We start from the raw sequence: 15221 nt of genomic DNA, 5'->3' as shown, positions 1-15221 counted from the left end.
GTCGGCGCCGCCCGGCATGGGACCATGACCGGGCGGTGCCCGTCTGTTCGTCCGTGTTCGTGTTCGGTGAGGGAGGTCCCCCGGCGTGCTCACCTCCGAGCAGTACCTCGGTGCGGTGGCCGAGCGCATCCAGCGCTCCGGTGGCCGGCTGAACTCCGTGCAGTTCGGGCCCGCGGTCGCCGTGGTCGGCCTGTTCACCGAGTCGGTGATGCTCTCGACGATGAACTACTGCGTGGTCGCCTGCGCCGTCCCGGAGGTCACCGCCGCCGCGCTGTACGACTTCACCGGCCGCGCGACGCAGCACGCCCGCGCGAACGTCATGGGTACCGTCGGCTGGACGGCGGCTTCGGTCGTCATCGCCGGGCTCATCGGCCAGCGCGTCCACCCGGACGCCGCGCAGGCAGCGTCGGCGAAGTCGGGCAACCAGTTCGGCGGCGAGACGCGGATGGTCGCCGTCGACGTCTCGGCCGGGCAGATGTACGCGTTCGTCGGCGGGAAGTTCTGGGGCGCCGCGGTGCAGGGCTCGGTCAACGCGAAGCTGACGTACTGCTTCCCGCAGCCCGCCGAGGTCTACCAGCAGGTGCAGTGGCAGCAAGCGCAGCAGCAGCAACAGCTTCCGCCGGCGCCGGCGGGTCAGCAGCCGGGCCAGCAGCCGCCGCCGGGCTGGCAGCAGCAACAGCCGTACTACCCGCCGCAGAACCAGCCCCCGTACGGTTACTGACATGGTCGCGTTGCGCGGATGGCCGTCGTTCCCCGAAGAACTCCCGGCGTTCACGCCGGAAACGGCGTCACCGGACCCCCGGGAGCTGTTCCTGGAGTGGCTGACCGAAGCCGGCGAGCACGTGCTGGCACCGCACGCCGTCACACTGTCCACAGTGGACGCCGATGGCGCGCCGGACGCGCGGGTGGTGATCCTCAAGGACGTCGGCCCCGGCGGCTGGGCGGTCGCGACCAGCTCGGAAAGCCCGAAAGGCCTGCAGCTGCGCAAGGATCCGCGCGCGGCGTTGACGTTCTTCTGGCCCGGCCGCGGCCGCCAGGTGCGGCTGCGCGGGCCGGTCTCCGCCGCCACGCCCGAGGTGTCGGCCGAGGACTTCCTGGCCCGGCCGCCGGCGTCGCGCGTCGAGGCGTTCATCGGGCACCAGTCGCAGGTGCTGCGCGACCCGGCCGAACTCGACACCGCGGCCGCGGAAGCCGCGCGTTGGGTGGCGGACAACCCAGGCGTCGCCCCGGAAACCTGGACGCGGTACCTCGTCGACCCGGACGAGGTCGAGTTCTGGCAGGCGAGCCACGATCGCCGGCACGTGCGGCTGCGGTACCGGAAGGCCGACGGCGCATGGGTCCGCGAGCGGCTGTGGCCCTGACACCGGGGCCTTGACCCGCCGGTGCGGGCAGGCGGGGAATCCGACAAACGGCGGCACCGGCCAAGACCGTGTGTGGCGAGCTACCGGACGGCCGGCTGTGTGGCACGCGGTCCGACGGCGACCGGCGGGACAACTCCCCCGAACCCGGCGGGTGAAGGTTCCTGCGTACGCCGGTGAGTCGGTCCATTCGGGGGTTTACGGCACCCGGGCCGGTGTGGCCATGATGGATCATGCGTTCGAAACTGCTGACCGCCGGACTGGCCCTGGCGCTGACCGCCGCGCTCGGGGGTGTGGCCGCGGCCGGCCCGCGTCCCGGGGGACGACCGGCGCTGACGGACTCGCACCCGTGCCCGGGACAGCCGGGCTTCACGTGCTCGACCCTGACCGTCCCGCTCGACCACACCGGCCGCGTCCCGGGCACGCTGAAACTGCCGATCGCGGCCGCGGACAACGTCGACGCGCCGAAGGGCGTGCTCCTGTTCCTCACCGGCGGCCCCGGCCAGGGCGGCGTCGGCACCATCACGCGGATCGCCACGCAGCGGCTGCCGGAGGTCGCGAAGGACTACCGGTTCGTCATGCTGGACCAGCGCGGCACCGGCCCGTCGGGGGCGCTCCTGTGCCCGGGCCTGCAGGCGCAGATGGGCAGTTCGGACATCGCGACGCCGACGCCGGAGGCGGTCACCGAGTGCGCCCGCATCCTCGGCGACACGGCGCCGCTCTATTCGACCGACCAGACCGTCGAGGACTTCGACCAGCTGCGGCAGGCGCTGAACGTGCCGAAGATGGTCGTCGACGGCGTCTCGTACGGCTCGTTCACGGCGGCGCGGTACGCGATCGCGCACCCGGGCAACGTCAGCAAGGTCGTGCTGGACTCGGTGCTGCCGCACCACGCGACGGCGTCGGCCTCGCTGTACCTGACCGGCCTCCAGGCCGAGGCCCGCGTCCTGCGGCTGGCCTGCGCGACGCCCCCGGCGTGCGGCTACGACCCGGCGGAAGACCTCGCGTGGGTGGTCCGCCACCGGAGCACCGCGGACGGCGTGAAGATCTTCGACACGATCGTCTCGTACGAGTTCAGCGACCCGTCGTACCGCAACCCGGCGGCCGGCGACATCATCGGCGCCCTCCACGCGGCCCGCGGCGGCTCGAACGGACCGCTGGACGACCTGCTGGAAGCGTACAAGTCCGGCGGCGACAACCCGGCGTCGTTCAGCGCCGGCCTCCACGCGGCGACGCTGTGCGCGGACCAGCGCTTCCCCTGGGGCTCGGCGGCGACGCCGGTTTCCCTGCGCCAGCCGCTGCTTTCGCTGACCGCGCGCGCGTTGCCGCCGCAGGCGACGTGGCCGTACACGACGGCGGTGGCGACCCAGCAGGGGTTCATCCAGAGCTGCCTGCCGTGGCCGGCCGAGCGTCCGGGATCGAACCCGTCATCACGGCTGCCCAACGTCCCGGTCCTCCTGCTGAACGGCGACCACGACCTGTCGACCCCGCTGGAGTGGGCGAAGGAAGAGGCTCGCCAGGCACCGCGGGGGAAGCTGGTGGTGGTCCCCGGGGCGTCGCACTCGATCCAGAACCGCGAGCTCGGCCACGCGGGCCGCGACGCGGTGATCGGATTCCTCGGCTGAACGACCTCAGGGCCAGGTCAACGGATGACCTGGCCCTGAGGGGTCGTGGAGCTGAGGGGAATCGAACCCCTGACCCCCGCCTTGCAAATGTCCGGCCGCAGAACCCTGGTGACCTGCCGAGATCTCACGACGCGTCTACCTGCGGTTTTGCGACACCTTTCCCCGTGAGTCCCCGGTCGTCCCCCACCCATCGGGCACGCCAGGGGCACGCGTCACGAAGTCCGCTGGATCGTGCGCAGCTGGTCCAGGTACTCGGTCGCCTCGGGTTCGCTGGCGTACCGCTCCCGAAGCACCGCCGCGAGGTCCTCCGAGACCATCGCCAGCGACGGGAGGGACTTGCGGCCCGTGCTGATGGCGCGGCGCCCGTAGCTCACGGCCTCGTCCAAGTCGCCCTCTCGGGCCGCGACGACGCCCAGCGTGATCTGCGCTTCGGCGATGCGCATCGGCCACCGGTCCTGGTTATTGAACCCGGAGCTGACCCGTATCACTTCGTCCGAGAGTTCTCGCGCCTGGCGGTCCTCGCCAATGTGGCGATAGCAGTCCATTACGTAGAAATCGTACTTGGACGGGTCTACCACGAAATGGTTGTCGATATTGGTCGGGTATTCCATCCTGTCGAGCGCCACGCGACCGCGCTCAAGCGTCGTTTCCATTTCCGCTCGCCGCCCCATTCGGGCATACGCCTTCGCCTGTTGCGCAATGAGCTGCACTGACACACTGTGGTTGTCGGCGGCCAATTCCCCGGCCTGGCCGGCCGCGAGAACCCCGCGGTAGTCGCCCGCTGTGAGGGCAAACCATGCAGTCATCTCGTGAGCCCATCCGAGAATCCCTGAGCTACCGACTTCACGCCCGAGACTCAATGCAGCCTGACGCGTGCCTTCGGCTGCCCGTCGGTCACCAAGGTCGTATTCCAAACAGCCGACGAGAAGCGCGAGCCAGCCCGCCAACTCCAGCGTATCGCGACGCTGACGGAAATTGAGTCGCTGTTCTTGCATCTCGACCAGCCGACGGAGCCACTGCCGACCCTCGTTTATCAGCTCAAACGGGGGCTGCCGTGCGTATTCAGAGCAAAGTCGGTCGACCGTTATCCGAACTGCCTCCAGCGTCGCGTCATTAACGTCCGACTGCTGAAGGCGAGACACAATCTCCAATGTGTCCATTCCCGTCGCACTGAGCAATTCGGCTCCCGCGTCGGCCTTCTGCTCCGGCGGGAAAAGCGACTGGGTCACCGTGTTCAACGTGGCCGCAATGATCTGCGCATACTGCGAACTGGGCTTGTTCTCCCCCAGCTCCCAGGCTTTCCAGCGCCGGGCCAGGTGATCCGTCTCAGGAAGCGTTCGAGGAGAGTGCTTACGCATCGCCTCGGCGGCCTCGGTTTGAGACCACCCGCGAGCCTCACGCATCGCCCGGATGCGCCGCGCCCACGTCGGCTGATCGTTGCTCATACCCGTGCCCTCCCTCGCGGTCGTCGGCCTGACCTGCACTTCCAGTGTGGCACCCCGGCCAAGTGTCACGCGGTGATGCGCTGGTGATGCTGGCGTATCACCGTGTCCCAGACGTGTCACGTCTAGTGACACTGTTTTCGACCCTCCGTGACAGCGATCGTTATGAGCAACAGCAGAGGCGGTAGCAACACCGGCCGCCCGGAGACGCACGGAGGTACGACAGCAATGGCAGACAGCCAGGAACTAGCCGTGCAGGCCAACGTGCCGTTCGAGCTTGTCGAGCCTCGCCTTGACCTCGGCGAGCTGCTCGACCAGGTCCGCTCCGGCCGACCGGGCTTCCGAGGCGACCGGACCAGGTACCGCGTCGCCAGAGGCCCGCACGAACGTGCCCTGGCCTTGCCTGGTCACGATGAGTCCTTCGTCCTGCAACAGCGCATATGCCCGCTTGACGGTGCCCACCGACACTCCGAATTCATCGGCTATGGCCTGGTGAGGCGGGAGCTTGTCGCCCTGCCGGTACGTCTCCGCCCGGAGCGCCCCCCGAAGTCGGCCGGCCACTTGCAGGTAGGGCGCGCGAGAGTCGGCCGGATCGAGTCTGTCCATGTCAGCCAGGTTATACGACTTAGTCAACTACTCCATCTAGGTGACAATAGCCGAGATATCTTGGCTATGTTGTCTACGTTGCCTAACGTCTCTGGTGTCGCACAGAGCACGCACAACGCAAGCGGCCCCGGCGGTGCAGCAACACCGGCCGGGGCCTACATCGAAACCTTGGGAGCCACGATGCGAGTTGAGGATAACGCCATCTACCGCGTGAAGGCGCTGGCGGAACTGCTGGACGTCTCGCGTTCCACGGTCTACCGGGCCATCACCTCCGGCGAGCTGGACGCCCTGAAGATCGGCACCGGCAAGGGCGCCGTGCGCATCCCGGGCCACTCCGTGAACGTCTGGCTCGACGCCTGCGCGGAGCGCGGCTACGCGGACTTCGTCGAGGGCGGCCAGTCCCCGGAATCGGCCGACGACGAGACGGCGGAGGTGGCCTGATCATGACTTCCACACTCCCCACCACCCTGGCCAAGGTCAACGGCCACCGCGTCGAGTTCGCCCCGGCCCACCGCGAGGGCAACCAGTCCCGCGTCGTCACCACCATCACCATGGGCGTGCCGCTGTCCTTTGAGGACATCACGGCGGTGCTGATGTACGTCACCGACGGGTCCAGCCGCGAGGACCTGATCGACTGGCTCGCCGACCCGGCGCTGGTCCGGCGGACCGTGATCGAGTCCGCGTGGGCCATGGGCGGCTTCGCCATCGAGCAGGAACGCCTGAAGCTGGCCGGGATCGAGTCGGGCACCTGGGACAGCGAACGCCTCGACCTGGCCTGGACCTGCTCGGTTCGCGTGTTCGCCACGGACACCGACGTCCCGGCCCCCCGGCTCTCGCCGGAGGCCGCGTGATGACCGCGCCCGGGTTCACCACCACCTCCGGGGTCGCGCTCGCCCCGGCCCCGCCGGAGCCCGGGCCCGACGGCACGCCCGTGACCCGGGTGGGCCTGTGGGCGGCCGACACCGGGCGCGGGCCGGTCGCCCTGGCCGCCGACGAACTCGGCCTGGCTATCGCCTACGGCGGACCGGCACCGGGCGAGTACGGGCTGCTGGTCGACCAGTCCGCCCGCCAGGCCCTGGCCGGCATCGAGGCACTGGGGCGGGCCAAGCTGCGCGAGCTGGCCGCGTGGCACCGCATCGGCGATGACACGGTGTGGCCGCCCCGCACCGCCCACAGGTGCCAGAAGCTGGCCCACGCCGTATGCCGGGCCGCCCACCGCGACCGCTGACCCTGCTCGCTTCCCGCCGGGGGCGGGTGAGCCGGAACCCGGCCCCGCCGAACACGCAAAATCGGGGGTTTTCGGGGCCTCCCCGAAGCCAACTCACCCACCTCACTCGGCTCACCCGAACTTACTTCCGCAGGTCAGACCCCCTGAAACGGCAACTCACCCGCGAGTGCGTTACCTCACCCGGTTCCGGCCGAACTCACCCGCAAACTCACCCCCCAACGCACCCCGGCAAAACGGACACCCTGGCCCGCAGGACGGACCAGACGCCCGGCGAAGTGCGCCGGATCGCCCCCTCGATCACCTCGATTTCGGCAGGTTCCGGCCCTGATCGAGGGGCAACGCACTGACGCACTTCACGCACTTCACGACCTGTCTTCCCAGCTCACCCCAAGGGCGTCCGGTAAGGGCGCGGCGAAGGGCATATGCACTTCGCCGCCGCCGATGCACTCCCCGGCGCACTTGGCCGAAACGCCCGTTCCCGGACGCTCACCCGCTCGCTCACCCACCAACTCACCCGATCCCGTAAGGGGAAACCGTGATGCCCCAGCACGACCACCAGCCCCAGCCCGCCACCTCGGGCGACCCGGCCGGCCAGCCGGTCGAGCTGACCGTCAACGTGCTCACCGACGGCCTCGGCCGCTTCTACGTCCCCGTGTTCCTCGCCCGCCCCGACGGCACCGCGGAACTGGTCGGCGTGGACATCTACGACGAACTCGAAGCCGCCGTCCGCGACGGTCAACCCGCCCCCGACGCCTGACCGGGCACACCGACCGGGCCGCGTTTGCGCCCCGCTGTGTACGAGTGCGCCCCCTTGTGTGCCTTACCTGTGCCCCCGCGTCGACGGCACGCTCGACACCAGCACGCCACCCCGAGGTGGCCGATCCACCCGCACGACCCGCCGTGGAGTCCAGGGCCGTGACCAGCACCAGTCCACATCCCTCGCCCTGGACCCGGGCCGCACAATCGGAGGTTCACCAGTGACCCAGCCAGACGCCTTCGGGCGGCACCTGCGGGCCGTCACGAACACCACCGCCGCCACCGTTCACGAACCGTCCCCCGACACGGTCCAGTCCGACCCGGACGGGCACGGTCCGGGTCGGTCCGCACCCGTCGGGACCGGCGACGATGCCGCAGCGGAGGCGTTCACGATCGCGGAGATCGGCCGGGCTCGCGCCGCGCTCCCGGCCATCGACCCGGCCGTGTTCGACTGCTACCTCGGGGGCCTGGTCGAGTCCGTCGCCGACTACACCGAGGGCGACCCCGTGAACGTCCTCGCCTCACTGCTGTGCTTCGCCGGAGTCCACCTCGGGCAAGGGCCGCACGTGCGGGCCGGAGACGACCTGCACCCACTGCTGGTCTGGCCGCTGGTGATCGGGAAGACCAACTCCGGCCGCAAGGGCGCCGGGTGGTCCAGCGCCCGGCGGCTGGCCGTCGCGGCGGCCCCGGACTTCATGGTCACCAACCAGCGGTCCGGACTCACCTCCGGCGAGGGCCTGGCCAACCTGTTCACCGACGACCCCACCGAGTCCACAGAGGACGACGACCCGGCCGCACGCGGCAAGCGCCGCGCGGGCGGCCGGCTGCCGCCCGGGGACCGGCGGCTGCTGGTGTTCGAGGCTGAGTGGGCCGGGGTGATGGAGCGCATGAAGCGCGACGGCAACAGCCTGTCCGCCACGCTGCGCGCCGGGTGGGAGGGCGGAGACCTGTCCACATTGGCCGTCACTGCCCGGGTGGCGCCGGAGTCCCACGTGGGCATCCTGGGGCACATCACGCCGGAGGAGTTCCGCGCCAAGGTCAGCGCGGCGGACCTCGCGGGCGGGACGTACAACCGGTTCCTGCCGGTCATGGTGTCGCGCACCCGGTTCCTGCCCGGCGGGCAGGGCGCGCCCGACACGCTCGTGAAGGGCATCGGGGCGGAGCTGGCCGAACGGCTGGACCAGGGCGGCCAGCTGGGCGCGATCGGGTTCACCGCCGCGGGCAACGACTTGTGGCGGCGGCTCTACGTCGAGTTCGGCACCGACACCGGCGACGCCCCGGCGGTCGAGCAGTTCATCTCCCGCGCCGCGCCGTACTGCTTGCGCATCGCGGCGATCCACACCGCGTTGGACGGGGCCACGGCGATCGACACCCGGCACCTGGTCTCCGCCGCCGCGCTGGTGCGGTACTCGATCGCGTCGGCCCGGACTGCGCTTAGCAACGACCAGGCCGCCGCGAAGCTGCTCCGTTGGATAGCCGACGCCGGGGCAGTCGGGCGGACCCGGGACGAGATCCGGGAGGGCTACTGCCACAAGCACAAGCGCGCCAACGACGAAGCGCGCCGCAACCTGGCCACCCTGATCGAGGCCGGGCGGGTGGTCGTCGGCAAGCGCCCGGCGGCCGGGAAGGGGCGCCCCACCGAGGTGGTGACCGCGGTGCAAGTCCCGCGCGACGGCTGACCCCCCGCGCGGTAAGCGCGGTAGCGCGGTAAGTCGCTGACCAGCAAAAACGCTGGCGAGGTTTCCGACTTACCGCGCACCGTGCGCGGTAAGTCGCGCTCACCCTGCCGCATAACCGTAGGTCAGGCAATTACCGCGCTACCGCGCTTACCGCGCACGCCCCAGTACTGCGCACCACCGCTCCCCTGCGGAGGGGAAGCACCACCCACCCGTCCCGACACCGCGAAAACCCTCGAAACCGGGGGCCGCGGGAAGCCATTCCCCTCGCTCCCCTCTTCCCCTACCGCACCGAAACCGCAGGTCGGGATAGGGGAAGGCGGGAGGGGAGCCGGGGAAGCAGATCCTTCCCCGGCGCGGCGGCTCCCCCGCCGGTTCCCCTCCCGTTCCCCTCGCCCGCGCACCACCACCGGTGGAGGACCGATGTCCGCGTTCGCAGCGCCCGACGCCCACCAGCGCGAGCACGCACAGCAACCGAGCAGGTTCGGGGTGCCGGACGCCCCGAATGAGTCGGCCCGGCCCGCGCCGATACCCCTGAAACCGGGGGGTTGGGGCTGGCCGGCCAGGCCAACTCATCCGGCTCATTCGCCTCATTCCAGCTCATTCGCGCAGGCCAGGGCCGGGATCCGGCAACTCGTCCGCAAAATGAGCTAGCTCATTAGCAAACGCAAAACTCATCCGGCAACTCATCCCCAACTCATTCGCCCGGGAGGCACCCATGTCCGTGTCCGACGTCCTCGACCACTACGGCCCGTGGCGACTGTCCGCGTTCGTCCTCGCCGTCGGCCTGTTCCTCGCCCTGCACCTCGCCCGGCAACCGCTCGTGGGCCTCGCGTGGCTCCTGAACGCCGCGATGCGCGCCATCGACCACCAGCTGTCCACCCGCATCACCCCCGCCGGCCAACCGCCCCGGCCCCGCACCGCCGGAGCCCCGACCTGATCTCAACACGCGGCGAATTACGGGTTACGCGACTCGCGCGCACCCGCGAAACCGGGCTCCTGGAGCCCGCTCCCAGGCACCTCGCGACCCCGTCGTTCCCGTAATTTTGGTAACTTTCCGCAGGTCAGAGGGATGACGGAGCCCTGTAACCCCGAATTACAATTGTAATTCGGTCGCCGGGCCGTAATCCGCGCTGTAACTCGGGCTGTAACTCGCCCGGGACGCCCGGGTTAGGTCGCCGCACGTCGTCTCCGCACCGCTGTTTCAGCCGCTTCCGGAGCCCCGACCTAACCCGCCCCCGCGACCTAACCCACCTAACCCGCGCAGGTCAGAGCCACATTCGGGCACCTAACCCGCCGGGTTACGGAACTAACCCGGCCCGCTCGACCTAACCCACGACCTAACCCGCCCGGCAGCTCCGCCGGCCGGAAGGAACAGGAAGGAGCTACGCCCATGGTCAACGCGTCGGCCGCCGTCCGGATCACCTACTCGAGCGCGGCCCGGCTCCGGGAGCTGGCCGGCCGCGCCATCGCCCGGCTCGACCGGTGCGAAGCGGCCCTCTTCGCCGTCGCGGTGACTGCCGCGACCGGAGGGAGCCACAAGGGAATCGGCGAGGGAGCCGCCGAAGGTCAAGGGCATATGCCCTTCCCCGCTCCCTTGCCCGACTCCCTCGGGTTGAGCTGCGCAGACACGCCCGGAAGGGAGTCAAGGGAGCCAAGGGACTGAAGGGAATCCGGCCGCCAGAACCCCCCGGATTCGCGGGGTTGGCGCCCCTCACCGCGGTTCCCTCCCTCGCGCTTTCGACCCGGCCGTCCTAGACCGCAGGGGGTCTAGGTCTAGACCCCTCCCCTAGACCCTCCGTACCCGCTGACCAGCCACCTAGGCACCTAGACCCCTCGAACGGAGAGACCCCGTGAAACCGCCCCACAGCCGCCCTCAGCGCCACCGCGAGGGTCTAGGCCTAGCCGGGCGCGGACCGCCTAGCGTCCGGCCGGCACCTAGCGTGCGCCGACGCTAGATCTAGCGTCCCCGCTAGCACCCGAACCGCCACCCGACCAGGCAGCTAGCACCCAGCGTCCACACGCGACACCGGCCCGGAAACCGCGCCACAGCGGCACTCCGGGGCGCCGACGCCACCACGACGCTAGGCGGATACGGCAGGGCACCCCGGGCCCTCACCCTCCCTGCCAGCTTCCTGACCCAGCCACCTCGCCAAGGCTGGCAGAGGGGCAGAACACCAACCGAGCAGCTTCACACCGCAGCGTGCGCCACCAGCTGGCCGCACGGCGACCCCGCACGCCCCTTTCCGGCCGCCGCCGGGCAGGGAGCACACCCGAAGGGAACCACCGATGACCGCACGCCTGTACCGCTTCCCCAGCCCCACCACCGCCGACACGACGGCCGGCCACCCCGACAACGACGCGCCCTTCACCGGCCCCGTCCCGACCTTCGACCCGGACGCGACCACCTACACCGTCGAGCAGGCCGCCTACCTGATCAGCCTGTCCGCCGACCTCACCCGCGGCTACGTCGAAGACGGCACCATTCCCGCGGTCCGCACCGCGAACGGCTGGGAGATCCCCCGCAACCGATTCACCGAATGGATCAACGCCCTGCCGGAGGGCTGAAGCACCACGACCACCTAACGCACCCGCCAAGTGACACCGCAGCGTGCGCCACCAGCTGGCCGCACGGCGACCCCGCACGCCCAAATTCGCCCCGGCCGACCGGGGTGGGAGAGGACCCACCGCCATGACGAAGCGCGCCGTTCGCCGCCCACCGCGAGACCTGGAGACCACTGTGGACAGCACCACGCCACGACGAGAGCACTACCTGAAAGTCGAGGAAGTGGCCGAAATGCTCGGCACTTCCGTCCGGTTCCCGCGCCGCCTGATCGAGGAGAGGCGCATCGAGTTCGTGAAGGTCGGTCGTCACGTCCGCATAGCCGAAAGCGTCGTGACCGCCTACATCGAAGCCCGCACCGTCCGACCACGGCCGGAGTGGCGAAAGGAGGTGGCCTGATGGCTGACCGGCGCCGCGATTGGGGCCGTATTCGCCCCTTGAAGTCCGGCCGTTTCCAGGCTCGCTATCCCGGGCCGGACGGCCTGCTCCGGCCCGCGCCGGACACGTTCAAGACGCGTCGCGAGGCGTCTGAATGGCTCGCTGCGAAGCGCACGGAGATTGCCCAAGACGACTGGGTGAGCCCCGAGTCGGGAAAGGCCAGTTTCATCGAGTACGCCACAACGTGGGTAGCAGAACGGAAACTCAGCGACTCGACGCGCGAGCGCTACGAAGGGATCGTGCGCAACCACTTCGCGACAACGCGACTCGACGGCCTTTCGGTGGCCGCGATCAAGGAAGCCACGGTGCGGAAGTGGCGCAGCGAATTGCTGGCGCGGAAGGTCGGTGAGCCGACCGTGGCGAAGGCGTACCGCTTGCTGCGGGCGATCTTCAACACGGCCGTGGATGAGGACCGGATCGTGAAGCGCAACCCGTGTCGGATCAAGGGCGCTGGCGAGGACAACTCCGCTGAACGACCGGTGCTCACCATCGGGCAGGTGTACAAGCTCGCCGACGCGATGCAGCCGCGGTACCGGATGCTCGTGCTGCTGGCGACGTTCACGTCACCGCGTTTCGGCGAACTGGCTGCGCTGCGACGGCGCGACGTCGATTTGCAGCGCCGGGAAATTCGCGTCCTCCGCTCGCAAACCGAGGTCAAGGGCGGGCCGCGCGTGAAAGGGCCGAAGAGCGAGGCGGGAAAGCGTCGCATCGCGATTCCCCGGGCGATCGTGGCGGAGCTGCGCGAGCACGTCGAGCGGTACGCCGAACCGGGCGCGGACGGCCTGGTGTTCGTCGGCCCGCAGGGTGGCCGGCTACGTCGGCACAACTTCCGACGGCTGTGGGTGGGGGCGAAGAAGGCCGCGGGGATCCCGGACGACGTGCACTTCCACGACCTCCGCCACAGCGGCAACGAGCTGGCCGCCGAAGGCGGCGCGACGACGCGCGAGCTGATGGCGCGGATGGGCCACTCCACGACGCGGGCCGCGCTGCTCTACCAGCGGGCGCGGCGCGAGCGTGACCACACGATCGCGGACTCGATGAGCCGCAACATCGAGTCCGCACGCAAGCGCCCGGAGGGCAAACGCGCCCGCCGGCGGGCGCGTAGCCGGGGAGAAGGGCACGCAGGGGGCACGGCGGGAGGTACGGCCGCCTGATATGACGATGGCCAGGTCGGAGGAAATGCCCTCTGACCTGGCCTTCGTCACGTCTACAGCACTGTGGAGCTGAGGGGAATCGAACCCCTGACCCCCGCCTTGCAAAGGCGGTGCTCTACCAATTGAGCTACAGCCCCGGGTGCGGGCGGCGAACCGCCCGCACGAAGACTCAGTTGTGGGACGCGCCCGCCGGCTTGGCCGGGGTGGTTCCGTTGTTGGAGGGGACCGGAGCGGTCGCCTCGCGCCAGAGGTCGGCCTCGGCCTTCGCCGCCTTGTTGCGCTTGACCACGAACAAGACGCCGCCCGCGATGACCGCGAGTGCCAGCAGCTTCTTCACCGAAGCCCCCTTCTCAGCTTGCTTCCCGTACCCCGCGATGTTACTGCACCCGCCCGGCCGGAGGTCGGGCGGTGCCGGAGCGCGCTGTTCCACGTGGAACCACTGGGAACACTGGTAACCCACGTCACACCAGGCCGGAAATACCGCAGCCTATGACGTCGTTATACGGAGTGGTCGACCACGCACTCAGCCCTGCCGGTTCCTTCTCTTCCCGGCAGGGCTGACCTGTACGCGCTGATCACCGGCGCCGAACGATCCGCTTCCCTTCGCGCCCCCGGTCCTTGAGATCGACGACCAGGGCGATGGACAGAAGCACCACGATCATGGTCCCGGCGATGACCCAACCCATGAGAAGCCCCCTTCGTCCCAGTCAACGTAAGGGAAGACGACGGCGAAGGAACCGCCACTTGACCAAAATTTAGGAAGAAACCCCCGGAACGGAACAACGCCGGGTCAGGAACCAACCGCGCGCGCTCAGATCACCGTGGTGCCGCCGTCGGCGACCAGCTCCATGCCGTTGACGTAGCTCGAGTCGTCCGAGGCGAGGAACAACGCGACCGAGGCGATCTCTTCAGGGCGGCCCATCTCTCGCCGCGGGATCACCGATTCGAATTGCGCTTTCGCCTGCTCGTCCATGACCTCCGCCAGAATCGGCGTGGCGACCTGGCCGGGGGTCAGCACGTTCACCCGGATCTTCCGGTCCCTCAGTTCGGCCACCCACACCCGCGCGTAGGCGGGCAGCACGGCCTTGCTCGCCGCGTACACACTCCAATCGGGGTAGCCGCGGAGTGACGCGTTCGACCCGGTCATGACGATCGAGCCGCCGTCGTTGAACAGCGGAAGCGCTTTCTGGACCGTGAACAGCGTGCCGCGCGCGTTCAGCGAGAAGGCGGCATCGAACTGCTCCGGGGTGATTTCACCGAGCCTGCCCTGCTCGCCCGTTCCGGCACTCGCCCACACCACGTCGACTGTGCCCTTTTCCCGTTTGACGGTCTCGAACAACCGGTCCAGGTCATCGAGGTCCGCCGAATCGCCTTGCACACCGGTCACGTTCCGGCCGATCTCCTTGACGGCTTCGTCCAGCGCGTCCTTCCGCCGGCCCGAAATGAAGACGTAGGCCCCTTCGTCGACGAACAGCTTCGCACCGGCCAGCGCCATCCCGCTCGTCGCGCCGGTGATCACCGCGACCTTGCCATCGAGTTTTCCCACGATCACTCCGTTCACCTGCCGTGCCGATGTTATGTACACCGATCTGAGTGCTTAACGTAGCGAGGCGTCGCGCAGGGCGCAAGCTATGCACACCGATCGGTACCCGAGTGCGCTACGCTGGGGTTGTGACAGAGTCGGAGAAGGGGCCGCGAGGACTGCGCCGCGGCCGGGGCGCACGAGAGCGCATCCTCAGCGCGTCACAGCAGCTGTTCCGCGATCAAGGCATCAACAGCACCGGCATGGACCAGCTCTGCACGGTGGCCGAGGTGTCCAAGCGCACGCTCTACCAGCACTTCGCCGGCAAGGACGAGCTGATCGCCGAATGCCTGCGCCGATTCGATCCCGACGTCCTGCCCGAAGTGTTCGACCGCACCGACCTCACACCTCGCGAACGACTCCTCGGCGCGTTCGACGTGCACTCGCCCTTGTGCCCTTTCATCGCGGCGGCCGTCGAAATCCCCGATCCGGGCCACCCGGCACGCGTACACGCCCGCGACTACAAAAAGGCCTTCGCCGCCCGGCTCACCGAAACCGCCCGCGAAGCCGGCGCCGCCGACCCCGAACAGCTCGGCGAACAATTGGCGCTTTTGCTGGACGGCGCCTCGGCCCGCAGCCGGGTCCTCAACGCCGAAGCGTTCACCACCGCCGCCGCCATCGCCGCTGTCCTCGTCGACAACGCCATCCCCGCAGCAGCACCGGCCGGTGCTTCGCGCGGGTGATGACGACCGGGCAGCGCACCAGGTAAGGGTGGCTCTCACAGTACCTGGTTCACCAGGGTCTCCCAGCTGTCCAGGAAGCCTGTCAATCTGCTTCCACGACAGAAGGGACG

Annotated in this window: 17 protein-coding genes and 1 tRNA gene; 13 read left to right on the top strand and 5 right to left on the bottom strand. The window is 69.5% G+C overall.

The features are described from left to right. Positions 1–85: 85 nt before the first annotated feature. The 3 genes from OHS18_RS31005 (at position 86) to OHS18_RS30995 (ending at position 2983) form a co-directional block, all read left to right on the top strand. Positions 86–721: a hypothetical protein gene (locus tag OHS18_RS31005; RefSeq protein WP_328613277.1), complete on the top strand. Its 636-nt coding sequence runs from the start codon at positions 86–88 to the stop codon at positions 719–721. A gap of 1 nt (position 722) precedes the next feature. Beyond that, positions 723–1361, top strand: a complete 639-nt coding sequence (locus tag OHS18_RS31000; protein ID WP_328613276.1) for a pyridoxine/pyridoxamine 5'-phosphate oxidase — start codon at positions 723–725, stop codon at positions 1359–1361. Positions 1362–1591: 230 nt separating this feature from the next. After that, on the top strand, positions 1592–2983 hold the full coding sequence (locus tag OHS18_RS30995) for an alpha/beta fold hydrolase (protein WP_328613275.1): 1392 nt from the start codon (positions 1592–1594) through the stop codon (positions 2981–2983). A 212-nt stretch (positions 2984–3195) separates the two neighbouring features. On the opposite strand, the gene OHS18_RS30990 is transcribed toward OHS18_RS30995, so the two are convergent. Further along, positions 3196–4428 (bottom strand): helix-turn-helix transcriptional regulator, encoded by a 1233-nt coding sequence (locus tag OHS18_RS30990; RefSeq protein ID WP_328613274.1) that lies wholly within the window; start codon positions 4426–4428, stop codon positions 3196–3198. 243 nt (positions 4429–4671) lie between these two features. After that, entirely contained in the window at positions 4672–5031 is a 360-nt protein-coding gene (locus OHS18_RS30985) for a GntR family transcriptional regulator (protein WP_328613273.1), read from the bottom strand. A 180-nt stretch (positions 5032–5211) separates the two neighbouring features. Between OHS18_RS30985 and OHS18_RS30980 the strand changes: the two genes are divergently transcribed. From OHS18_RS30980 to OHS18_RS30940, 9 genes are all read left to right on the top strand, one after another. After that, positions 5212–5472 (top strand): helix-turn-helix transcriptional regulator, encoded by a 261-nt coding sequence (locus OHS18_RS30980; protein WP_328613272.1) that lies wholly within the window; start codon positions 5212–5214, stop codon positions 5470–5472. Between the two features lie 2 nt (positions 5473–5474). Next, a complete protein-coding gene (locus OHS18_RS30975) occupies positions 5475–5882 on the top strand; it encodes a hypothetical protein (protein ID WP_328613271.1) in 408 nt (135 codons plus the stop codon). Further along, positions 5882–6259 carry a hypothetical protein gene (locus OHS18_RS30970; RefSeq protein ID WP_328613270.1) on the top strand — a complete coding sequence of 126 codons (378 nt, stop codon included), beginning with the start codon at positions 5882–5884 and terminating at the stop codon, positions 6257–6259. Before OHS18_RS30975 ends, OHS18_RS30970 begins: the two co-directional genes overlap by 1 nt. Positions 6260–6797: 538 nt before the next feature. Next, positions 6798–7016: a hypothetical protein gene (locus OHS18_RS30965; protein WP_328613269.1), complete on the top strand. Its 219-nt coding sequence runs from the start codon at positions 6798–6800 to the stop codon at positions 7014–7016. A 220-nt stretch (positions 7017–7236) separates the two neighbouring features. Further along, the gene (locus OHS18_RS30960) at positions 7237–8694 is read left to right on the top strand and encodes a DUF3987 domain-containing protein (RefSeq protein ID WP_328613268.1); all 1458 of its coding nucleotides are present in this window, start codon (positions 7237–7239) and stop codon (positions 8692–8694) included. A 715-nt stretch (positions 8695–9409) separates the two neighbouring features. Continuing rightward, positions 9410–9631 carry a hypothetical protein gene (locus OHS18_RS30955; protein WP_328613267.1) on the top strand — a complete coding sequence of 74 codons (222 nt, stop codon included), beginning with the start codon at positions 9410–9412 and terminating at the stop codon, positions 9629–9631. Positions 9632–10980: 1349 nt separating this feature from the next. Then, positions 10981–11259: a hypothetical protein gene (locus tag OHS18_RS30950; RefSeq protein ID WP_328613266.1), complete on the top strand. Its 279-nt coding sequence runs from the start codon at positions 10981–10983 to the stop codon at positions 11257–11259. A 124-nt stretch (positions 11260–11383) separates the two neighbouring features. Next, positions 11384–11653, top strand: coding sequence for a helix-turn-helix domain-containing protein (locus tag OHS18_RS30945; RefSeq protein WP_326945435.1), 270 nt, complete (start codon positions 11384–11386; stop codon positions 11651–11653). Then, complete coding sequence (locus OHS18_RS30940; RefSeq protein ID WP_328613265.1) at positions 11653–12846, top strand: tyrosine-type recombinase/integrase; 1194 nt, start codon at positions 11653–11655, stop codon at positions 12844–12846. The genes OHS18_RS30945 and OHS18_RS30940 overlap by 1 nt, the downstream gene beginning before the upstream one ends. A gap of 64 nt (positions 12847–12910) precedes the next feature. On the opposite strand, the gene OHS18_RS30935 is transcribed toward OHS18_RS30940, so the two are convergent. The 3 genes from OHS18_RS30935 to OHS18_RS30925 form a co-directional block, all read right to left on the bottom strand. After that, positions 12911–12983, bottom strand: a tRNA-Ala gene (locus OHS18_RS30935). A gap of 32 nt (positions 12984–13015) precedes the next feature. Continuing rightward, positions 13016–13183: a DLW-39 family protein gene (locus OHS18_RS30930; protein ID WP_086679331.1), complete on the bottom strand. Its 168-nt coding sequence runs from the start codon at positions 13181–13183 to the stop codon at positions 13016–13018. Positions 13184–13657: 474 nt separating this feature from the next. Beyond that, a complete protein-coding gene (locus OHS18_RS30925; RefSeq protein ID WP_328613264.1) occupies positions 13658–14392 on the bottom strand; it encodes an SDR family NAD(P)-dependent oxidoreductase in 735 nt (244 codons plus the stop codon). A 107-nt stretch (positions 14393–14499) separates the two neighbouring features. On the opposite strand from OHS18_RS30925, the gene OHS18_RS30920 reads away from it, so the two are divergent. After that, entirely contained in the window at positions 14500–15111 is a 612-nt protein-coding gene (locus OHS18_RS30920) for a TetR/AcrR family transcriptional regulator (RefSeq protein ID WP_328613263.1), read from the top strand. Positions 15112–15221: the final 110 nt, after the last annotated feature.

Source organism: Amycolatopsis sp. NBC_00355 (genome assembly GCF_036104975.1).
In the GTDB taxonomy this organism is placed as follows: domain Bacteria; phylum Actinomycetota; class Actinomycetes; order Mycobacteriales; family Pseudonocardiaceae; genus Amycolatopsis.
The sequence above is the reverse complement of the archived record's forward strand: the minus strand, read 5'-3'. Positions and strand labels throughout refer to the sequence as shown.